The sequence below is a fragment of the Cyanobacterium sp. genome (genome assembly GCF_054166785.1).
Genome location: NZ_JBSZCP010000038.1, coordinates 1 through 21,151 on the forward strand (window position 1 = coordinate 1; position 21,151 = coordinate 21,151).

Annotated in this window: 16 protein-coding genes, 1 tRNA gene, 1 other RNA gene and 2 pseudogenes; 12 read left to right on the forward strand and 8 right to left on the reverse strand. The window is 38.2% G+C overall.

The features are described from left to right. Positions 1–322: 322 nt before the first annotated feature. Positions 323–1,015 carry a DUF3120 domain-containing protein gene (locus ACXITR_RS07585; RefSeq protein ID WP_457996653.1) on the forward strand — a complete coding sequence of 231 codons (693 nt, stop codon included), beginning with the start codon at positions 323–325 and terminating at the stop codon, positions 1,013–1,015. 515 nt (positions 1,016–1,530) lie between these two features. On the opposite strand, the gene ACXITR_RS07590 is transcribed toward ACXITR_RS07585, so the two are convergent. Next, positions 1,531–1,604, reverse strand: a tRNA-Val gene (locus tag ACXITR_RS07590). A gap of 144 nt (positions 1,605–1,748) precedes the next feature. Here ACXITR_RS07590 and ACXITR_RS07595 point away from each other — a divergent pair. From ACXITR_RS07595 to ACXITR_RS07610, 4 genes are all read left to right on the forward strand, one after another. After that, the gene (locus ACXITR_RS07595) at positions 1,749–2,252 is read left to right on the forward strand and encodes a DNA recombination-mediator protein A (protein WP_457996638.1); all 504 of its coding nucleotides are present in this window, start codon (positions 1,749–1,751) and stop codon (positions 2,250–2,252) included. A 148-nt stretch (positions 2,253–2,400) separates the two neighbouring features. Beyond that, positions 2,401–2,976: an RdgB/HAM1 family non-canonical purine NTP pyrophosphatase gene (gene rdgB, locus ACXITR_RS07600; protein ID WP_457996639.1), complete on the forward strand. Its 576-nt coding sequence runs from the start codon at positions 2,401–2,403 to the stop codon at positions 2,974–2,976. Between the two features lie 295 nt (positions 2,977–3,271). Then, positions 3,272–4,372, forward strand: a complete 1,101-nt coding sequence (locus ACXITR_RS07605; protein WP_457996640.1) for a hybrid sensor histidine kinase/response regulator — start codon at positions 3,272–3,274, stop codon at positions 4,370–4,372. Continuing rightward, entirely contained in the window at positions 4,369–5,487 is a 1,119-nt protein-coding gene (locus ACXITR_RS07610) for an FAD-dependent oxidoreductase (protein WP_457996641.1), read from the forward strand. The genes ACXITR_RS07605 and ACXITR_RS07610 overlap by 4 nt, the downstream gene beginning before the upstream one ends. Positions 5,488–5,589: 102 nt before the next feature. On the opposite strand, the gene murG is transcribed toward ACXITR_RS07610, so the two are convergent. After that, a complete protein-coding gene (gene murG / locus ACXITR_RS07615) occupies positions 5,590–6,663 on the reverse strand; it encodes an undecaprenyldiphospho-muramoylpentapeptide beta-N-acetylglucosaminyltransferase (protein WP_457996642.1) in 1,074 nt (357 codons plus the stop codon). A 201-nt stretch (positions 6,664–6,864) separates the two neighbouring features. On the opposite strand from murG, the gene ACXITR_RS07620 reads away from it, so the two are divergent. Beyond that, complete coding sequence (locus tag ACXITR_RS07620) at positions 6,865–7,701, forward strand: inositol monophosphatase family protein (RefSeq protein ID WP_457996643.1); 837 nt, start codon at positions 6,865–6,867, stop codon at positions 7,699–7,701. 7 nt (positions 7,702–7,708) lie between these two features. Here ACXITR_RS07620 and ACXITR_RS07625 read toward each other — a convergent pair whose 3' ends face one another. Genes ACXITR_RS07625 through ACXITR_RS07635 form a run of 3 tightly spaced genes read right to left on the reverse strand, consistent with a single transcriptional unit; the run spans position 7,709 to position 9,976 of the window. Further along, the gene (locus ACXITR_RS07625; protein WP_457996644.1) at positions 7,709–8,008 is read right to left on the reverse strand and encodes a DUF3493 domain-containing protein; all 300 of its coding nucleotides are present in this window, start codon (positions 8,006–8,008) and stop codon (positions 7,709–7,711) included. 23 nt (positions 8,009–8,031) lie between these two features. Beyond that, positions 8,032–8,409, reverse strand: a complete 378-nt coding sequence (locus ACXITR_RS07630; RefSeq protein WP_457996645.1) for a DUF2358 domain-containing protein — start codon at positions 8,407–8,409, stop codon at positions 8,032–8,034. 43 nt (positions 8,410–8,452) lie between these two features. Then, entirely contained in the window at positions 8,453–9,976 is a 1,524-nt protein-coding gene (locus ACXITR_RS07635) for a serine/threonine protein kinase (protein ID WP_457996646.1), read from the reverse strand. A 193-nt stretch (positions 9,977–10,169) separates the two neighbouring features. Here ACXITR_RS07635 and ACXITR_RS07640 point away from each other — a divergent pair, with 193 nt between their 5' ends. Beyond that, entirely contained in the window at positions 10,170–10,340 is a 171-nt protein-coding gene (locus tag ACXITR_RS07640) for a hypothetical protein (protein ID WP_457996647.1), read from the forward strand. Between the two features lie 33 nt (positions 10,341–10,373). Here ACXITR_RS07640 and nth read toward each other — a convergent pair whose 3' ends face one another. Together nth and ftsH3 are read right to left on the reverse strand one after the other, a co-directional pair. Then, on the reverse strand, positions 10,374–11,045 hold the full coding sequence (gene nth / locus ACXITR_RS07645) for an endonuclease III (protein WP_457996648.1): 672 nt from the start codon (positions 11,043–11,045) through the stop codon (positions 10,374–10,376). 124 nt (positions 11,046–11,169) lie between these two features. Beyond that, positions 11,170–13,017 (reverse strand): ATP-dependent zinc metalloprotease FtsH3, encoded by a 1,848-nt coding sequence (gene ftsH3 / locus ACXITR_RS07650; protein WP_457996649.1) that lies wholly within the window; start codon positions 13,015–13,017, stop codon positions 11,170–11,172. Positions 13,018–13,341: 324 nt separating this feature from the next. On the opposite strand from ftsH3, the gene ssrA reads away from it, so the two are divergent. From ssrA to ACXITR_RS07665, 3 genes are all read left to right on the forward strand, one after another. Further along, positions 13,342–13,734, forward strand: a transfer-messenger RNA (tmRNA) gene (gene ssrA / locus ACXITR_RS07655). Positions 13,735–14,054: 320 nt separating this feature from the next. Beyond that, positions 14,055–16,307: a glycoside hydrolase gene (locus tag ACXITR_RS07660; protein ID WP_457996650.1), complete on the forward strand. Its 2,253-nt coding sequence runs from the start codon at positions 14,055–14,057 to the stop codon at positions 16,305–16,307. Between the two features lie 294 nt (positions 16,308–16,601). Next, positions 16,602–17,474 carry a hypothetical protein gene (locus tag ACXITR_RS07665; protein ID WP_457996651.1) on the forward strand — a complete coding sequence of 291 codons (873 nt, stop codon included), beginning with the start codon at positions 16,602–16,604 and terminating at the stop codon, positions 17,472–17,474. 99 nt (positions 17,475–17,573) lie between these two features. On the opposite strand, the gene ACXITR_RS07670 is transcribed toward ACXITR_RS07665, so the two are convergent. After that, entirely contained in the window at positions 17,574–19,724 is a 2,151-nt protein-coding gene (locus tag ACXITR_RS07670) for a choice-of-anchor Q domain-containing protein (RefSeq protein ID WP_457996652.1), read from the reverse strand. A gap of 260 nt (positions 19,725–19,984) precedes the next feature. On the opposite strand from ACXITR_RS07670, the pseudogene ACXITR_RS07675 reads away from it, so the two are divergent. Then, a pseudogene (locus tag ACXITR_RS07675) lies at positions 19,985–20,364 on the forward strand (DUF4277 domain-containing protein). Between the two features lie 52 nt (positions 20,365–20,416). Further along, a pseudogene (locus ACXITR_RS07680) lies at positions 20,417–20,923 on the forward strand (IS4 family transposase); the annotation flags it as partial. Between the last annotated feature and the right edge of the window lie 228 nt (positions 20,924–21,151).

A 21,151-nucleotide genomic window follows, 5' to 3' on the forward strand; every position in this document is an offset into this window, starting at 1 on the left:
CAGGAAAAGTTTTAGTGATAAAATCATTCTAGCATAGATTTCTGCTCTTGTGTCGAATCCTACGGATACTTTTTGTTGGGCAAAATTCATCCTCTAATCTGCTACGCAGAGATTAGGGACTTCTTTTGCCATTTACGTTAATCATTGAATATTAACCTTGATTAGTGCCATAATTCATAATTTATACATTGAATCATGGTCAATGTTTGGTGTTTGCCACTAAAATACATTAAGATTTAAGTAACGATAAGTAACGATATTTTAAGAAATTTTGTTTAATAATACTTTTTTAACCCAAATTAGCTCATACTTACCTTCGGCGATGGGTGCAGTGGCACAATATCAGCAAGGGGTATGGAGGGATGAGGAAAAGCGTCAAAGTATTCTCATTTTTTTAGCTTCTGCTTTCCTTGTCTCGATTCCCGTTTTTTTTCAGGCTCCTTTAGTCCGCACTTTTCCTTTTTTTAGTCTATTTTTTACGTTAGTCTGGGTTTTTTTTGGTTTAAAATTGCAGTCGCACTCTAAAACTCATTTATGGGGAGACATCATCATCGGCTTTAGCTGGAGTTGGTTGTGTGGCTCAATTTATTGGGGTTGGTTGCGATGGACTCCTGCCATTCATATTCCCATCGAAGCCATCGGCTTACCTTTTGTCCTTTGGGGTATTTGGCGTGGTTGGGGCTTAATTGGTAATTATTTTTATCTTGGCTCATTACTTGGTACTGCTATCACAGATTTATACTTCTATATTGCAGGTTTGATTCCCTATTGGGTAGAAATTATGGATAGTGATCCTAGTTTGATTAAACCTATGTTACAAGGGGCGATCGCCCAAGTCAACACTCCATGGGGAATAAGCTGGGCAATATTACTCGCAAATATTCTTCTTGCCATCAGTTTGTATGCCCTTCAGAAGAAAAAACTCCATTATCTTGCCTTTGCAGGGGCAGTATTAAGTACCATCGTCACTGATGGATTATTTTTAGTAGCTGCTTATTTCGGAGTTGGGGGATAAAAATTAGATGTATTTTTATTTATATAATTCATTGTGTAGTACGGTTAGTGTTTACACTTAGTTATGAGTGGAATACCTTTGTTAAATGGGGCACAAAATAATCAGTGAGGTATCTTAGAATACTAACAAATAAGGCTTTATCTAAGTATTAAACCTATATGAAGGTCAATGTTTGTTAATAAAAAATAGATAAATATAACGATGTACATTTAGGATAACTACTGTAAATTATAAATAAGCAATTAATTACATTTTAAAGAGGTTATCCGATATGAAATTTTGTCTAAAGTGTAGGGGTAGTGGAAAAATTTTAGAAAAAAGACTATCAGATTATATTAACTCTTTTGATTATTACCCTGCTGTTTGCCCAGAATGTGAAGGACAAGGAATAAAAGCTCCAAAATCTCCCAATAAAAATTGGTAATTTTTCCCTAAATTATGGATATTTTCCACAAAAATAAAATAAGGTAGTTATCTCAACAATAGCTACCTTTGTTTTTTATTAATTTTTAATATGGACGTAGCCTGACTCGAACAGGCGACCCCATCGATGTCAACGATGTACTCTAACCAACTGAGCTATACGTCCTTAACATACGATTTACTATTTTATCTATATCTAAAATAAAAGGCAAGTTTTTGAGAAAAAAGAAGAAAATAAAAGATTACTGGATCGGAATGATGAATCATTTGCTAGAATAGCATGGGAAATTTAAGGATAAATTAATAGTCTTTGAGTCAAGCATTAGAAGTTCCAAATTTAGATAGCCTAGCACAAGAACTAGCAGCTATTCAGCAAACTAGCTCAAAAAAAATCGCTTTGCTAGGTTCGCGCCATGTTCCAATAACTCATCTACACCTGATTGAAATGATGAGTTATGCCCTTGTATTGGGGGGCAATCGTTTGATCACCTCGGGAGCTGCAGGAACTAATTCTGCCGCCATTAGAGGGGCTATGAGGGCTGATCCTAACCTTTTGACGGTAATTTTACCCCAAAGTTTGGATCGTCAGCCTAAAGAGTCTCAAGACCAACTACAGAAGGTAATTCACTTGGTGGAAAATCCAGATCATAATCATCTCTCTTTGGGGGAAGCGAGTGCGGATTGTAACCGAGAAATTATTTCCCGTTGTCAACAACTGATTTGTTTTGCTTTTCATGATAGTCATACTCTTATGAAAACTTGTGAGGAGGCAGAGGAGCAAAGAAAGGTTGTTACGTTGTTTTACTTTGATTAGTGGAAATTTTCATCGATGCCATTAGCTAGGAATGATCGGCTTTCAGTGTTCTTCTAGGACTGATAGCTGATTCCTCATGGCTACTCTATCGATGTATTATGTATCATATCAAGTATTATTTATAATTTTAGAAAAGTATTTTTCGTTTATGAAAAAATTAGTATTGGCGACGAGTAATCAAGGAAAACTGAAAGAGATAAAAGGTTATTTACAAGGTTTAAATATTGAATTAGTCTTAAAGCCAAAAGATTTAGAAGTAGAAGAAACAGGCTCAACTTTTATGGAAAATGCTATCTTAAAAGCGAGTCAGGTGGCTTTGGCTATGGGAGAATGGGCGATCGCCGATGATTCTGGTTTAATGATAGATGCTTTAGACGGAGCGCCAGGGCTTTTTTCGGCAAGATATGCAGCCACCCCAGAAGAATGTATTGATAGGGTATTAAAAGAATTGGAAGGGGAAAATAATCGTCAAGGTCAATTTGTGTGTGCCGTGGCGATCGCCTCTGGAGATGGTAAAATTATTCTACAAAATGAAGGAATCTGTCGAGGGGAAATTCTAACCGAAAGAAAAGGAAGAGGAGGATTTGGTTATGACCCTATTTTTTATGTACCAGAAATAGGACAAACTTTTGCAGAAATTGCACCCGAAATAAAAGATAAAATCAGCCATCGAGGAGTAGCTTTAGAAGGGTTATTACCTCAATTAAAAGAGCTTTTGTTATAGAATAATCATTTTTTTTTAACAAAGGATTCACGACTTAACATTGTTTAATCATGGTATGAAGTATGACTCAATTATATATATAAATAAGTATTTAAAATATTATCACCATTACCTATTACCCATGGTTATCGAAGGAAATCCAGATGCCCTGCCAAAAGAGTAATAGTGCGGAATCATTAACAAAACTTCTCAAGCACCGATTACCTAAAGGAATATAATTTAAACTAGGGAATAATAAACTAACAGGACTTCTCCACGAGTGACAACCTCAAACTATTTACCATCTCAAAGGATCATGTATAGAATTCTTATAGTTGAAGATGAGCTAATTGCGGCCGAAAGTCTTTCTCTTGATCTCAAAAAATTAGGATATGAAGTCGTTGGCATCGTTAGTACAGGACAAAAAGCCATTCAAAAAGCAAAAGATTCTTTACCCGACTTGATTTTGATGGATATAATGCTCAAAGGCTCTATGGATGGCATCACCGCAGCCCATGAAATTTACAGCCTTCTCAAAATTCCCATCATTTATTTGAGTGCCTATGCCGATGCTCAAACCCTCAAAAGGGCTCAAAAAATTCCCGCCTATGGATACTTAGTAAAACCTTACAAAATTGCTGATATTACCACCACCATTTCCATTGCTTTAGCTAAATTTGAAGAGGATTCACGCACAGAGTCTAACTTATTACAACAACAAAAACTAAACCAAGTTAAAACCCAAGCCCTAGCCACCGCTTCCCATGATTTACGAGCGCCCCTTACCAGCATTTTGGGATATACAGAGTTAATCAAAGATTATGGCGATAAATTATCTACAGAGAAGAAAGAAAGATATTTTAATTTTATCAAAAGTGCGATCGTTGAAATGAACGATTCCCTCGAAGATTTATTACTAATTAGTAAAGCAGAAGAAGGAAAAATTACTCTTTATCCAGACCAATTTGATTTAGTACAATTTTTACAAAGTTTAATCGATGAGCAAAATAATTTAACGGATAAACATACCATTAATTTTCATTGTGAACATCCATCCTATGAGGCTTACCTAGATAGGAAAATGTTACATCATATCCTTAATAACTTAATTTCTAACGCCATTAAATATTCCCCAGAAGGAGGTGATATTGACCTAACCTTAAATTGTGAACTAGATAATATTTGTCTTACCATCCAAGACTATGGCATCGGTATTCCTGATAATTATAAACACAAATTATTCCAATTATTTGAAAGGGCTGATAATGTCGCAGGAATTAAAGGAAATGGGTTGGGTTTATCCATCGTTAAAAAGGCGGTAGAAATTCATGGCGGAGATATTTCCGTAGAAAGTGAGGAAAATAAAGGTACTAAATTTATTATTAATATTCCTAAACTTTATTATGATGAACTATGAAAAAATTAGTTTTAATTGGGGGTGGACATAGCCATGCGATCGCCCTTAAAATATATTATGATAAGCCCATACAAAATACACAAATTACTTTAATTAACGAAGTAAAAAAAACGCCCTACTCAGGAATGCTTCCTGCCCACATAGCAGGTTATTACAGCTTTAATCAAACCCATATTGACTTAGAAAAATTAGCCCAAAAAACTAATAGTACATTAATTATTGACCAAGTAATTAACATTGATCCCATACAAAAAATCGTTACTTGTTTATCGGGAAAAACCGTCGAATATGACATTTTATCCATAGATATTGGCAGTACCCCTGATGATAGTAAAATAAAAGGGGCAAAAAAATATGGAATTAAAGCCAAACCCGTGCCAACTTTACTGAAAAAATGGCAAGAAATCATTAACAAACTTGATCACAACCCCAATCAAAACCTTACTTTAAATATTGTGGGAGGAGGTGCAGGAGGAGTTGAACTTGCCCTTAATATGCACCAAAGACTAACAAATATTATTTCACCAAAAAATATTAATATTAATATCATTAATAGGGGTGAAGCATTACTAAATAATCATAATCAATCTGCTAGTAAAATTTTTAATAGATTATTACAAAAAAAGGGGATTAATTGTATTTTAAATACAGAAATAGTAGAAATATTAGCAGATAAAATTATCACCAAAGAAAGAAAGATAATTAAAGGGGATTACACATTTTTAGTTACTAACGCTTCCCCCGCATCATGGCTAAAAAATACAGGCTTAAGCCTTGATAAAAAAGGATTTATTCTGGTCAAAAATACCTTACAAACCCTATCCCATGGTAATATATTTGCCACGGGAGATATAGCCACTATCAAAGACAATCCCAGTCCGAAAGCTGGGGTTTTTGCTGTCAGACAAGGTAAACCCCTGTATCAAAATTGGCGATCGCTACTAGAAGAAAAAAATCTTAAACCTTATTTTCCTCAATCATTTTATTTAAGTTTAATCGGTACAGGAGATAAAAAAGCAGTGGCAATTTGGGGTAATTTTGCGTACAAATCCAGTCTATTTTGGTATCTCAAAGATTACATTGATAAAAAATTTATGGAACAATTTTCAAACTAAAGAAATCATACTAAATCCCATCTATAAACTGTACTTTTATTTATGGTTGATGGGCAATAAACTTAAACCCATTGTTTGTTTTATTGGTGTACCTTTCTCTTTTTAATATTGGGAAGCATCCATAGATTTAATAATTCTTGCCAAAATTTCCGCACTATCAAACAAAGCTAACTTTTTACAATTATTAGCCATCTGCTTTAACTTAACCTTATCCTTGATTAAATTTGTGACGGTTTTTTCTAAAAAATCAGCCGTTAAATCTTCCTGACGAAATACTAGAGCCGCTTTTTCTTGGGCAAAAACTTGAGCATTAAAAAATTGATGATCTTCGGCAGCAAAGGGAAAAGGAATCAACACCGAAGGAGTTTTAGTAATTCCTAACTCAGTCAAAGCACTTGCCCCAGAGCGACTAATGGCAAAATCTGCCCGATTTAGTAACCCCGCCATATTGTCATAAAAGGTCATTTCGATATAGTGAGGATGTTCAAAAGTACCAAAATCATCGTCTCTATTCCCCGTTAAATGGACGATATACCAACCATTTTTTAGCCATCCAGCCGCGCACTGTCGCACGAGTTTATTAAGGGCTACGGCTCCCTGAGAACCTCCCATGGCAACAATTAGAGGTACATTGTCAGGGATTTTAAAATCTAGGGGTTGAGGGGATAAAAACTCTCGCCTGACGGGGGTACTTACCCATTGAGTTTTCGTTTTTGGTAAATATTTTTTGGTACCTTCAAAGCCGATACCCACTAAATCACATTGTTTTCCCAATAGTTTAGTTACCTTACCCGGAATGTAGTTAGACTCGTGTAAGATTACGGGAATTTTAGCTAGTTTTGCTCCTAAAATTGCTGGGGCTGATATGTAGCCTCCGGTGGTGAATACTAATTCTATTTTTTCCCTTTTAATTAGTTTATAGGTAAAGGCGATCGCCCTTAACATCTTGGCAAAAAGAAAAACAGTTTTAACCCCCAATTTAGTTTGGAAACCATCAATATTAACAGTATGTAGAGGATAAAAATCAGGCACCAAAGAAGTTTCAAGGCGATTTGGCACCCCTAACCATTGAATATCATAGTTAGACAATTCTTGAGCCACCGCAAGAGCAGGGAATAAATGTCCTCCAGTGCCACTGGCGGCAATTAACAGCTTCGACTTATGATCAGACACCATCAGGATAATTTAAGAATCAACAGTAAAATTTTGTATAGTAAAAATCTTAACTGCTATATACCGAGGAAAACCAAAGAACTAACAGTTAAGGGTTATTACTAGGTTACAAAAACCCGATTATACTTTACCATTAAAAAATCAATAGTTAATAATCAAAATTTAAGGGTATCAAACCCAACCAAAAATAACCAAGCAAAAATCATGATCTACTTTTGGCAACAAGTATATAATTTTTGTCAGCACATTACCGCTCGTGTCGGGGACAAGCTATTAGAAGACTTTGCCAAATTAGAGCCCACCCGCAAGGCCGATGGTAGCCTCGTCACTGCCGCCGACAAGTGGGCAGACAAAGAAATTAGAACAGGTATAAAACAGTGTTTCCCCACCCACGGCATTCTTACGGAGGAAACCGAGCATCTGTTACCCCTAAACGATTGGTGTTGGGTAATAGATCCCATTGATGGCACCACCAACTTCACCCGAGGACTTCCCATTTGGGGTATCTCCATCGGCTTACTCTTCAAAGGTACCCCCGTATTTGGCTTTGTTCATTTTCCCCAAATTCAGCAAACCTACCACGGCTACTACTACGATGATACAGGATTAACAGGACCCAAAGGTGCATATCTTAATGGCGATCGCATTTACACCAGCACCGCCGATGCCAGCATGAACCATATTTTTACCCTCTGTGCCAGAAGTACCGAAGTCCTTACCCGTTATTTCCCATGCAAAATTAGACTCACAGGAGTAGCCAGTTATAACATGCTCTTAGTCGCCTGTGGTGCCGCCCTCGGTGCCGTAGAAGCCACCCCCAAGATTTGGGACATAGCAGGAGCATACCCCATCCTCAGAGCCGCAGGGGGGCAACTAATACACCTCGAACCCCAACCCGTTTTTCCCTTACCCCAAGGAATCGATTATGGTAATAGAGGATTTCCCTCCCTTTGTGTCGCCCACCCTAAACTCATCAACGAATTTAAACCCCTCGTCGAATTTATCGGAGAAAAAGCCCTTCAGCACTCCCCATCCTCATAACTTTTAATTAAACCTCTTTTTTCTTATCCCACCGAAATAAAAACACCATCAAAGCGATTACCCCCAGTTGTACCAATAAATTACCCACATTATCTTCCACACTTCTACCCGCCAAAATCTGAGTAAAAAAAATAAAAGCACCAATGGCACCAGAAGCCCCAAAACCTATATAAACAAAACGACGTAACCCCCGATAGGGAGCTTCAGCCTCCGCCTTCAAATAAGCATACTTTTCAGGATTACTTTGCTTTAACCCCGCTCCAGTATTTTTATTATTAAAATCCCCTTGACTCCCTCTATCACTCATAAAAAAAAGACCATATTATATAATTACTGAAAAGGAAAATGTTGCTTAACCATATGCCAAAAAGACTTATCCCAATAGTCATAATGACCAACAACCAAATCATTCTTTAACTTTAGCTCACTACGACCAGAAACAGAAATAAAAGGCTTCCAAGGTAACGGACTATTCCAAGACATAGTCCAACGAGTATTAATTTGTTCTCCATCCTGCTCAATCTCGTGAAGTTCTAAATGAAGATTTTGAAACCACTTTTTCAAAAAAGCAATCATTTCCTGATATTTTTTTAAGCCCTGAAAATCATAAACAGGATCCTTAAAACGAACATCCTCAGCATAAATGCTATAGGTTTGGTTTTCTGGAAACCTCTGATAATCTTCTTCAATAATTTTTACTAAATCCATCACGTCCTATCTCCATTAACACCATAATTTCACTATAGCAATCTTACACATTAATTTCACTATCATTACTAGCCTCCAAATCCTTTAAAATATCAGGTTTCATTGCCTCTAAATCTGCCTGTAACCTTTTCTTACTCACAAGGGCTTGACGGTTATCCTCAATATTGAGCATCCTACTCACAGAAATCCATTGTTTAATATTTGTACGCTGTTTAAGCATTATTTTAAATGGTAAAAAATTAATACATTGAGTAGATTGATTAAGAGGAAAAAACAAAAGATAATATTTTTTTGAATCACTCAATAGATCAGCAATTTGTTGACCCTTATCTGTTTTTAAATCTAAATAACAAGGAAGCCAACGGGCGCCCCACTCATGGCTATACAAAACCGTTAACCACAACACCATGGGATAAGGATAACTTTGAAAAATGAAACGACTATAACGAACATTATCAATTCTACGGTCAATATCATCACCATCTAACATAGTGCAAAGGGTCACAACTTGATCGTTTTCGTATTTAGTGACACGGGGAAAAACTATTTTTTGTTGAGGTTTATTCGCTGGCCATTGAGTTTTGAGTAAAAAAGAATTTAAATCTTCTTTCTTTTCTTCCACCTTATTATTTAATAAATAAGTAGTCTTACTACTGCCACTCGAGCTAGAATCAAAACCAGAATTAAAAATTTTACGTCCAATGAGCTCCAACTTTTGACGAATTTCTCCTACATTTTGCGGTCTATGTCGGGGATTTTTTTGCAAACACTGCATAACCAATTCCCTTAACTCGGAAGGAATCTCCAACTCTAGGGGTAAATCATTAGGTTGAATTTCTACATGGGCTTTGTACCATTCCCCCACGGAATTATGCTCTAGTTGCCATGGTAATTTTTTAGTTAACATTTCGTACATAATGATACCCAAACTATAAATATCTGCTCGGTTATCAATATCATTCTTTTGTAACTGTTCTGGGGAAGCATAGCGAGGAGTACCAACAAATTCCTCCTCAACACTATCATCATCATCTTGGGCTAACTTCGCAATACCAAAATCAAGAATTTTAACTTGTTCGGTGCCATCACCATCAATGATAAAAATATTAGTAGGTTTTAAATCTCGATGGATAACGGGGCATACTTTACCATGGAAAATAATGCCATTATGGGCGGTTTCTAGGGCAAAACAAATTTGGCGAGTGAAATGAAAAAATGTTTCGAGGGGCATCTCATGAAATTCGATAAAATCAGCAAGGTTTTCTCCCTGCAATAACTCCATCACATAAAAAGGTACTTTATTTTGGTCAATGCCATAGTCACTTACCCGAACTATATTAGAACAATTTTCAGAGAGTAGGGCGCTAATGGTTGCCTCTTGCTGAAACCTATCTATCATTTTCATGTCATCAAGAGCTTTTGCCAAAATTTTTACTGCCACCGTGCTTTGGCGAGAGGCTTTATCCTTTGCACGATATACTTTTCCCATCGCCCCTGAACCTACCATCTCTAGTAGTTCATAGCGTTGCACTAGCAAATTTTCGGCGGATAACTCCCTACTGTTCATTGTCGCTTAATTATTTTTTTATTCTTCCATTATTATATATTTTCCAGCAAAAGTTACTCTCAGTTTGAAGTTGGGTAAAAACTCTACCATTGATTGACGGTAACTTCACCTGAATGGTGGCAATTATAAAAGGTATGATGTTATTATATTCACAAAACTTAATAATTACATAACAATAAAGGAGATTACAAACATGGCAAAAACTGAACCCACCACAACCCCTAATATCCAAGAACCTACTTTCGGTTTCAATGGTTATGCCGAAAAGTTAAATGGTAGAGCCGCAATGATTGGTTTTATTATTGCCCTTGCCATTGAATATACCACTGGTCAAGGGGTATTAGCTTGGCTTGGTCTAGTATAGATCAATGAATGGTTACCCTTCTTAGCAAGGGGTTTAGGCTCCTTGTTTTAAGATACTCTTTTTTTGAAGTTTGGTGTAGAAAGAGCATAAATAAGCTAATTGACACCTCTCACATTGGGGCTTTCTAGCGTTACATACGGCCCTACCGTGGTAGATGATACTAATAGAAAAATTTTCCCATTCTGGTTGGGGTAAAAGTTTCATCAAATCTTTTTCAATGTTGACTGGTTGAGTGTTTTTGGTTAATCCTAAGCGGTTACTAAGTCTTTTTACGTGGGTATCAACGGTTACTCCTTCGATGATGCCAAAGGCATGGGCGAGAACAACGTTGGCGGTTTTACGGGCTACCCCGGGGAGGGTTAATAATTCTTTCATGGTGCGGGGTACTTCCCCATCAAATTCCTGAACAATCTTTAGACAAGCCCCTTGGATATTTTTGGCTTTGTTCCGAAAAAAACCTGTGGAGCGAACTAGGGTTTCTATTTCTTGTCGGGGGGCGTGGGCAAGGCTAGGGGCATCGGGGAATTGAGCAAAAAGATGGGGGGTAACTTTGTTTACTCTTTCATCGGTACATTGGGCAGAAAGAATGGTGGCTACTAGCAGTTGAACAGGGGTTTCATAGTCAAGGCTACAGGTAGCATCGGGGTAAAGGGTTTTTAGGGTAGACAGTATTTCTTCGGCTTTTCTTTTTTTTGTCAGTCTCATGGTGTACTGGTTAGGTTTTGGGCGTTTTTGCGGAATATTTACCAAATTTTATTATTCATGAAAAAGGGACTCAACGATATGTTAAGCCCCCACATTATTAGTTAGATTGAAAAATATTCAGTGATTAGACGATGGCTGCCATTTTTATTTCACTGTTGTTGAGGATTTCTTGTAATTCGTCCGCCTCAACGGTTTCTTTTTCCACTAACATTTCTGCTATTTTGTCGAGGATGAGACGGTTTTGTACTAAAACCTCTTTGGCTCTTTGATAGGCTCTTTCGACTAATTGGGTTACTTCTTCGTCAATGGTAGATGCGGTGGTATCGGAGAAGTCACGATCAGAGGCGATGTCTCTTCCCATGAATACGTTTCCACTTTGACGACCCAATGCAACGGGTCCGAGGCGATCGCTCATGCCAAAACGGGTAATCATCTGACGAGCAACCCTTGCTACCTGTTGTAAATCGTTGGAAGCACCCGTGGTTACTTCTTCTTCACCGAAAATGATTTCTTCGGCAATGCGTCCACCAAGGGCAACGGCCATTTGATTTTGCAGATAGGAGCGAGAATATAAACCAGATTCCATGCGGTCTTCACTAGGGGTAAACCAAGTTAGTCCTCCAGCCCTTCCACGGGGGATAATGCTGATTTTTTGTACGGGATCGTAGTCGGGCATCAATGCACCTACTAGGGCGTGTCCTGCTTCGTGATATGCCACGAGGGTTTTGCGTTTTTCACTCATGACACGGTTTTTCTTCTCTGGTCCGGCCAAAACACGGTCGATGGCATCGTTGATTTCATCCATGGAAATCTCGGTGAGGTTACGACGGGCGGCTAAAATAGCAGCTTCGTTGAGAAGGTTGGAAAGGTCAGCTCCAGTAAATCCGGGGGTACGACGGGCGATTTTGTCGAGATCCACGTCTTTAGCTAGGGTTTTTCCTTGGGCGTGAACTCCTAAAATTTCTGCTCTTCCAGCGAAATCAGGACGATCTACCACTACTTGACGGTCAAAACGTCCTGGACGTAATAAAGCGGAGTCAAGAACATCTGGGCGGTTGGTGGCAGCGACGATAATAATACCGGTGTTTCCTTCAAAACCATCCATTTCGGTAAGAAGTTGGTTAAGGGTTTGTTCCCTTTCATCGTTACCGCCTCCTAAACCTGCACCTCTTTGACGACCTACTGCGTCAATCTCATCGATGAAGACGATACAAGGAGCGCTTTGTTTGGCTTGTTCAAATAGGTCACGGACTCTGGATGCACCAACCCCCACAAACATTTCTACAAATTCAGAACCAGAGATGCTAAAGAAAGGTACTCCTGCTTCCCCTGCGACTGCTTTGGCAAGAAGGGTTTTACCTGTTCCAGGAGGTCCTACTAAAAGAACACCTTTAGGAATTTTGGCACCGATGGCGGTGAATCTTTCTCCATTTTTGAGGAAATCTACTACTTCGGTAAGTTCTAGTTTGGCTTGTTCAATACCTGCTACATCGGCGAAGGTAACTTGGGTTTGAGGTTCCATTTGCACTCTGGCTTTGGATTTACCAAAGTTCATGGCTTGGGAACCAGGACCACTGGATGCACGGCGAAGGAGGAAGAATAGACCCACTAGGAGCAGTACGGGGAAGAATAGACTGCTGATGGCTCTGAACCAGAAACTTTCATCACTTTGGGGAACTACAGAAATATCTACTCTGTTTTCGGATAAGATGTCAACTAATTGAGGATCGTTGGGTAGGTTTACTAAGAATCTACTGCCGTCACGGCCTGTTGCCATGGCTTGGCTACGATCTGCACTTAGTTGTACTCTTTCTACTTGTTCGCTTTGTACTTTATTGATAAATTCGCTATATTTCCAGCTTGATTGTTGTTCCTGTGGGCGATCGAGGAACGCTGTGGCTAAGGCGACAACGACTACGGCAAGTATTGCGTATAGTCCGACGTTGCGCCATTTTTTATTTTCTTTACTCACTTATGGATAGCCTCCTATTCATTTATATTCTTATTTTATCAATGGGTTTTGATAATTAATGAGAGCTTTTGCTACGGTGTTTTTTTATTTGTTATTTCTATGTTAACTTATGTTACGGATTTTTAACGTTTTTCTAAGAAACCTTTTTCTATTAATACATATTGATTGTCGTCATAGCCACAAATTACGATAATTATAGGGAATTAAAGGGCGATCGCCCCTTAACCCACGAGAATAATTAAAAAAAATTAACTCCATGGGATAATAAAAATCCCCTATACCTTGTCAACGGTCAGAATAAAAGTTAAGATAGATCTATATCAAGGGGCTGTAACGGTTTCGACAGGTTAGTGAAAGCTGACCCGTGATACAGGTCGAGAGTGAATCTCCTCTCGTAAATCAAAGATTCAAAAAAAATAGTAAATGCGAACAACATCGTTCCTTTTGCTCGTAAAGCCGCTCCTGTAGCTGCCTAAGACCAAAAAACTTGGTTCGAGCGCTTATAGTGTGACTCCGTTAAACATTATAGGCAACCCCCAACGGATGCCCTCTGGTACTGTTTCTAGTCAGTCATTAGAGAAAAGATAATACTAGAAAATCCTGTCATCAGGGATAATTGGTGATTCCCGCTCTGCGGAATAAAAGGGCTAAACCTGTGAATGAGCGATAAGTAAATAGCTGATTTGGACAGCAGTTCGACTCTGCTCAGTTCCATTAAATCCATAGAAGAGGACGCCCCGTGCGTCCTTTTTTAGATCTATGTAAGGTTTCGATTTCCTATGGAGAATATACGCCACAAATTTTCTATAAAGGAATGATTATTATTGATTTTAAACTATACAATTAACCATAGAAAATATACTTTTTGATTTTTATTTACAAATCATTCTGAAAAGATATTAAGTTATATTAAGTCTAAAGAAAATCTGTAAATATTCATAATATCTAGTATTATTTGCTATGGATAAAAAAATAAAATAAAAAATTAATTAATGTTAGTATTAATGAGATAAAAAAATAATAATAATAAAATAAATATGTCCCATCCTCTTTATGTTGCCTTTGTCTGGCATCAACACCAACCACTATATAAATCACGCCTTTCAAAGGATAGTTTTGGTGCTGATTATCGTCTTCCTTGGGTGAGACTCCATGGGATAAAGGATTATTTGGACCTAATTTTGATGTTGGAAAAATATCCGAAGCTCCATCAAACAGTAAATTTAGTTCCTTCTTTGATCATGCAGTTGGAAGAGTATGCCCAAGGAAAGGCATTAGATCCTTATTTAGCTCTTACTTTAACTCCTGTAAGTATGTTGACGTTAGATCAAAAAAGCTATGTTGTTGATAATTTTTTTGATGCTAATTATTATCATATGATTCGTCCCCATAAGCGTTATGAAGAACTTTTTCAACATAAACATATTAAGGGTAAGCAGTGGTGTTTAGATAATTGGACAGATCAAGATTTTAGTGACCTACTGGCGTGGCATAATTTGGCATGGTTTGATCCTTTATTTTGGGATGATGAAGATGTTGCTACTTGGTTAGAAAAAGGTCGTGATTTTACCCTGAGCGATCGCCAAAGGATCTATAGTAAACAAAAAGAAATTATTGCTCGGATTATTCCTCAACATAAAGCCATGCAGGATAAAGGGCAGTTAGAAGTTATCACCGCTCCCTATACCCATCCTATTTTACCTTTGCTTTATGATAGTAATGCGGGTAAGGTGGCCGTGCCAAACATGGAATTGCCCATAAGTCGTTTTCAGTGGGGGGAAGATGTAACTCGCCATCTAAGTAAGGCTTGGGCTATGTATCAAGAGCGTTTTGGGCGATCGCCCCAGGGACTCTGGCCCAGTGAGCAATCTATCAGTCCTGAAATTTTACCCTACATTGCCCACCAAGGATTTAAATGGATTTGCTCCGATGAAGCGGTGTTAGGTTGGAGTTTTAACCACTTTTTTAACCGTGACGAAACGGGAAATATCTATGAGCCAGAAGTATTATATCGTCCTTATCGTTTAGAAACTGACCACGGAGATTTAAGTATTGTATTTCGAGATCACCGTTTATCGGATTTAATCGGTTTTACCTACGGAGCAATGAAGCCCCAACAGGCAGCCTGTGATCTAATTTCTCATTTACAGGCGATCGCCCGTACCCTTGTCCAGAGAGAAAATAGCGGTAGCACCACCCTTGAAAAACCTTGGTTAGTAACCATAGCCCTAGACGGCGAAAACTGTTGGGAATTTTATGAGCAAGACGGTAAACCCTTCCTCGAAGAATTATATGGCAACCTCTCCCAGGCTCAAAACCTCAAATTAGTCACCGTTTCTGAATTTATCACTCAATTTCCCCCCACCGAAACCATCCATAACCTGCAGCTACACAGTGGCTCATGGATTGATGGAAACTTTACCACCTGGATAGGCGATCGCACCAAAAATCAAGCATGGGACTATCTAAGTGCCGCCAGACAAACCCTTGCCAAACATCCCGAAGCCACCCCAGAGAATAACCCCGCAGCGTGGGAAGCCCTCTATGCAGCCCAAGGCTCAGATTGGTTCTGGTGGTTTGGTGATCCCCACAACTCTTCCCATGATGATATGTTCGATCAACTATTTAGAGAGCATCTCATCGCCATTTATCAAGCCCTAAACGAAATGGTACCTCCATACCTATATAAGCCCGTTGCCACCACCGGGCAACCACAAACAGAAACACATATTCCCCGTAGTTATATCAGCCCCCTTATCGATGGCAGAGGAAACGAACAAGACTGGGAAAAAGCAGGAAAAATCAAAATAGGAGGTTCACGGGGTACTATGCACCGAGCTGGTATTATTCCCAATCTTTACTATGGCTGGGATCATCTTAACTTTTATTTTCGCTTTGATCTCAAACCGGGAGCCATGGTGGGACAAGATTTACCTCCAGAACTTCATTTACTTTGGTTTTATCCCCATCGTGCTGGTTATAATAGCCCCATACCCCTAGCCTACGTACCTAATCAAGATCCTCTTAATTATTATTATCGTCACCATTTAGGCATTAATTTGACAACCAAAACCTACTGGCTACAAGAAGCCGGGGCAGATGGCTCTTGGCATTATCGTTATACAAGAACAAAAATAGCCCTAGATCAATGTATTGAAATTGCAGTACCTTGGCAGGATTTACATTTAGATCCTGATTTAGACATTAATTTAATTGCGATTCTTGCCGAAGAAGGTCAATTTAGGGAGGCTTTACCCGAAGATCATTTAATTCGTCTCCAAGTACCTTAATAATTTGGTTTTCCCAACTATTCGGCTCCATGGTATTTCACTTCTTGTACTGGAGCCGTATAAAAAACTATATTAATAAAACCAACAATAGGCTTAAGCCCGTTGCCAAAAGCAATAAATAAAAGTGTAGTTTATAAATCGGACTTCGTATTAAGGGCGATCGCACTCAAATCCACCAAGAAAAGAATACAACCCAATTACTCACAAAGTATGATGATATAATTAGAGCCAACTAGGGAGCAAAACAATCAAAAATCCCTCACAGTGTTAGCTTAAAACAAGAAACAATAAACTATGGTATGGAACTTCGAGCCAAAAATATTACTGCAGGGTATTAACGAACCTGAAGCCCTATCCTACGTCAAAGCTACCCAGTGGAAAAATGCCCATCAGTTAGTAGGAGTCTCATCAGAATCCATCGGCGAATCATACCATGACATACCTCTTTTTGACCTTGTCAGCGAAGCACTAGAGGATCTTGGGGAAATCAGTACCAGTATTATCCTTAACCACCCCTACCTCGTCCTAGACGCAGCCCTAGAAGCCATGGACGCAGGAATAAAACAGATCATTATCAACGCTGGGGGAATACCTCCCCTTGACCTATTCAAAATCAAACAAAAAGCCCAACAAAAAAAAGTACAGCTTTTAGGCACCAATGGTGCTGGAATCTTGCTCACAGACAAAGCTAGTTATGGGGTGCTAAATCCTCAACTATATTCCCAAGGCACCATTGGCATCATCAACTACGGAGACAGTAAAATCAGTTTTGAATTAGCCCTGCTGTATCAAGAAAATAATCAGGGAATTTCCACCGTCATTAACCTAGGCAACTGCACATTTCAAGAAGTTGATTGGTCAATGTTACTATCAACCCTCAACGAGGATCAAAATACCGAAAAAATTATCATCAATATCAACAACATCCTGTCCATTAATTACGAAAAACTAGCCCATAGCATTCTTAACCACATAGAAAAACCAGTTTTTATCTATAACCTAGATGCCCAAAATCTCAACGCTATCATGAGGGCACCGCAACCCAGAATTATTACAGACCAAATTCCCCTACATCTTAATCAAGTTCAATCACCCCAAGAAATTATTAATTACTGGCAAGAACTAGGCATAAAAGTAATTTCTAACCCTTTAAATCTTCTTTGCTAAAAATTTCCGTCATAAATCAAAGAGCTTAAACCTTTTATTCGATAAAAAAATCTCTCCCCAACCATGAGGAGAGAATGAAGAATTTGCTTACTCTAAAGATTAGACTAAACCAGCTAAAAATTGGTTAACTTCAAAGGCATTAGCCACATTATCGCCAATATTCGATAAGAAATCACGACCTCCCTGCTCAGTGTAATTTTCTATAATAGAAGAACCGAGACTATTGGTTATTATGTTTGCAGATGCAATTTTGTTTTGTAGAACGACTCTATCAGAGCCATTGGCTCCCAAGGCAATTTCAATCGCTGCAGTACTTTTACTAACGTTCCCTGCATTAATTTCGCCTACCCAGAAATTTAATCCTTCCGTTTCAGCATTTCTGTTGAAGTTTTGCTGATAAATTGCTCTCACAATTTCTTTCGTATTCATATCACCAAAGCGATTTGTTGATTCGGCAGAAGTACCAAACTCAGTGGTAAATCGGTTATAAAAATCTAGGCGCTCTCCCGTTAATACGTCACCACCATTGGGATTGTAGCTAAAGTTTTGGCGAGAAATAGCATTAGTCCAAAAATTTAAACCCGTGGGATCCGCTGCCCGTCCGTAATATGCTACATAAAGAAGTTGAGCATTGTTAGCATTTAAGCGAAGAGGATCTCCAAAATTAGTCTCAGCACCAAATTCAAAGCTACCAATATCTACCCGATTATTAGCAATGCGAGGTAAACCTCTTTGATCTGTCGATGCTACTTGTTCGATAAATGCGTTATTTCCAGCATTGATAGCTCGGCTACCTGCAAGCAGAGGAAACACCCCTCCCAGATCTAAATTGAGGGCCCCTAAACGAGGATTAATAGGATTACTTGCCGTCCCAGCAATGTTACCATTAATGCCATCAACAATTAAACCATTACCATTACCTACAAGATTAAAAGAACTACCTATACTGAAGAATCCTTCAATGTCTGGGCTACCAGTATTTTGAGCAATGATACTATTTCTGATTAACGCTCCATTCAAGTCCCCGTTCGATAAAATACCAGAACCCAGCTCAGCATCATTTCCAACTATCGTAGAGTTGACGATAGAAACTTGTCCTCCATCCCCCGGATTTACCAAGTCAATTAGGATACCACCGCCCCCTGCAAAAGCATCATTATTAGGATTACTTGGGTTTTCGGCTTTAGGACCTGCCAGTATGGCCGCATTTCCTGCAATGGTAGTATTAACGATGTTGAGGCTTCCTCCATTATGCCAAATGCCCCCTCCTCCTTCTACTTGATCACGATAAAAAAATAGAGTATTAGCATCATTACCAAGAATAGCACTATTGGTGATCACCATTGCACCATTATTGAAAATACCACCAGCATTTCCTTCTGATTGATTATTAGCGATGATAGAGTTGTTTATGGTTACGGTGCCAAGAAGATTAGCAATTCCACCTCCATTAACATTTGCCGGATCAGTAATGCGGTCCCAACCAGCTGTGTTGTTCAGAATAATGCTGTTATTAAGATTTAATTGTCCATTGGCTAATACTCTGATAGCACCTCCGGAAAAAGAATCAGGATCATTTTCTCCCCCACCTTCGGGAAAAGTACCTTGAGTTCTTCCTCCCTGAAGAGTTACCCCTTCAAGGGTCAAAAAACCTCCTTCTCTAATGTCAAAAATGCGATCGCCTAATCCACTAGCATTAATGACTGTATTATCAGGATTTTTCCCGATGATGGTAACCCGGGTAGTTATGTCTAAGTCGCCTGTACGAAGAATTGTATTATCAAATAATCCCAGAAGATTATCACCTCCTGTTCCACCTCCATTTTCACCATTTCCATTTTCACCATTCCCAGCAGCTCCTCCACCTGTAACGTTGGTTTGTTCTTGGAAGCGAAAATCTTCATTACCTTGAATGGTTAAATTATAAGTACCTTCAGGTAATAAAATAATGTATTCTCGGCTAGAATCTCTATGGGCTCTGATAATAGCATCTCTTAGGGATAAGCCGTTGCTAGCATTACCATCATTTTGATCCTCAAAAGTATCTACCGTTAGAATAACAGGAGGAGTACTAGGGGGAGTATTCAATAAAGATCTCTCTATGCTTCTAGTAAAGGGATCACTAATGGTAATCATAGAATTTCTATCGAAGCTACTTTGTGTTTCCATCATCCCGTTTCCAGAACCAAAAGAGCTAACAATACGATCATTTTCGGCTACTCTTGCATCAAAATCAATACGCTCTAACATATGACTTATCCCTTACTTATTACATTAGGTTTATATATCTCTTTTATAATACCCTTTCTTTCCATAGAAAAATCACTTATATGAAAAATAAAAGAAGTGTTAGATCCTAAGACTTTGATAGGGCTACGGTGATATTTAAAATAAGCTTTTAACTCATTAAACCCACCTTCCGCATAGTTCAAGAAAAAGCAAAAATAGGACAAAAGAGGTGATGGAATAGAGTAAATTAATCTTAACAGAGTAAAGATAAGTCTAGGAAAATGTCTGAATCAATAAACATTGAAATAGAAAATATTGATCATTTAGGTATAATAGCTGGAATAATAGACGAGGTGAGAGTTGTAGAGATTATAAACAAAAAACTACCATCCTATCCGACAGAAAAAATAAGTAAAGGATTAGTAGTCAAGGCAATGATTCTCAATGCCTTGGGTTTTGTGTCCCAGCCATTGTACCTATTTTCAGAGTTTTTAAGGATAAAGCAATAGAAAAATTACTAGGAAAAGAGGTAAAAAAAGAATACTTAAATGATGAAAAATTAGGGAGAAGTTTAGATGAACTATATGAATATGGACTAAGCAATTTATTCATAGAAATAGCTCAGTACAGGACAAAAAAACAAGGAAAGGGGTTGCAATAAAAGAAGGTAGGAGGTTTGATAGAAATTAACAAAAAATCAAACAAATCCTCCTATGAATCAGGTTAACTTACTTCGTGATACTTTGAAAAAACATTTACCATGGCACGGTGCAAGACTAAATTTTCTAGCATTATTTTTGATGGCATTGATTCGTGTGCGAACCGTTGATTTAACAAGTCTTTTCTTAGCTTTTCGTACCTGTGCTAAACCAGAATCGAGCTATAAAAGGCTACAAAGATTTTTTTCTAAATTTGACCTAGACTTAAAACAGATTGCCAAAACGGTTGTTAATCTAATGAATATACCTCAGCCATGGGTATTAAGCATCGATAGAACACAATGGTGTTTTGGTTCTACTTGTTTTAATATTTTTGTTTTAGGAGTGGTTCATAATGGGGTAGCTTTTCCCTTGACTTGGACAATGTTAGAGAAGAAAGGGAACTCCAATAGTTTAAAAAGAATGGATTTAGTTGACCAATTTTGGGAGTTTTTCCCGGAAGCGAAAGTATCATATATTTGTGGAGACCGTGAATTTATCGGGCAAGAGTGGTTAACTTATCCCTTTTTTGTCACTTTCCGAAAAGCAGAATAAAAATGTAGAATAATAATAAAAATGAAAGGTACTCACAGCGATGGATGTAGCTCAGCAAATTAGAAAACATTTACCTAGAAATCCCATGGACACGGTGCCGGTCATTGATGATTATTGTTCTGCCTATTCTACCTTGTTTTTTGATGTGCGTAACTACGAATATTTTAAATATTTACACTTAGGATTAATTTCTGA

Bases quoted from the DNA above. Each gene is read 5' to 3' on its own strand.
- ACXITR_RS07585 (WP_457996653.1), top strand. From the start codon at position 323: ATGGGTGCAGTGGCACAATATCAGCAAGGGGTATGGAGGGATGAGGAA.
- rdgB (WP_457996639.1), top strand. From the start codon at position 2,401: ATGAAAAAATTAGTATTGGCGACGAGTAATCAAGGAAAACTGAAAGAG.
- ACXITR_RS07605 (WP_457996640.1), top strand. From the start codon at position 3,272: ATGTATAGAATTCTTATAGTTGAAGATGAGCTAATTGCGGCCGAAAGT.
- ACXITR_RS07610 (WP_457996641.1), top strand. From the start codon at position 4,369: ATGAAAAAATTAGTTTTAATTGGGGGTGGACATAGCCATGCGATCGCC.
- murG (WP_457996642.1), bottom strand. From the start codon at position 6,663: ATGGTGTCTGATCATAAGTCGAAGCTGTTAATTGCCGCCAGTGGCACT.
- ACXITR_RS07620 (WP_457996643.1), top strand. From the start codon at position 6,865: ATGATCTACTTTTGGCAACAAGTATATAATTTTTGTCAGCACATTACC.
- ACXITR_RS07625 (WP_457996644.1), bottom strand. From the start codon at position 8,008: ATGAGTGATAGAGGGAGTCAAGGGGATTTTAATAATAAAAATACTGGA.
- ACXITR_RS07630 (WP_457996645.1), bottom strand. From the start codon at position 8,409: ATGGATTTAGTAAAAATTATTGAAGAAGATTATCAGAGGTTTCCAGAA.
- ACXITR_RS07635 (WP_457996646.1), bottom strand. From the start codon at position 9,976: ATGAACAGTAGGGAGTTATCCGCCGAAAATTTGCTAGTGCAACGCTAT.
- ACXITR_RS07640 (WP_457996647.1), top strand. From the start codon at position 10,170: ATGGCAAAAACTGAACCCACCACAACCCCTAATATCCAAGAACCTACT.
- nth (WP_457996648.1), bottom strand. From the start codon at position 11,045: ATGAGACTGACAAAAAAAAGAAAAGCCGAAGAAATACTGTCTACCCTA.
- ACXITR_RS07660 (WP_457996650.1), top strand. From the start codon at position 14,055: ATGTCCCATCCTCTTTATGTTGCCTTTGTCTGGCATCAACACCAACCA.
- ACXITR_RS07665 (WP_457996651.1), top strand. From the start codon at position 16,602: ATGGTATGGAACTTCGAGCCAAAAATATTACTGCAGGGTATTAACGAA.
- ACXITR_RS07670 (WP_457996652.1), bottom strand. From the start codon at position 19,724: ATGTTAGAGCGTATTGATTTTGATGCAAGAGTAGCCGAAAATGATCGT.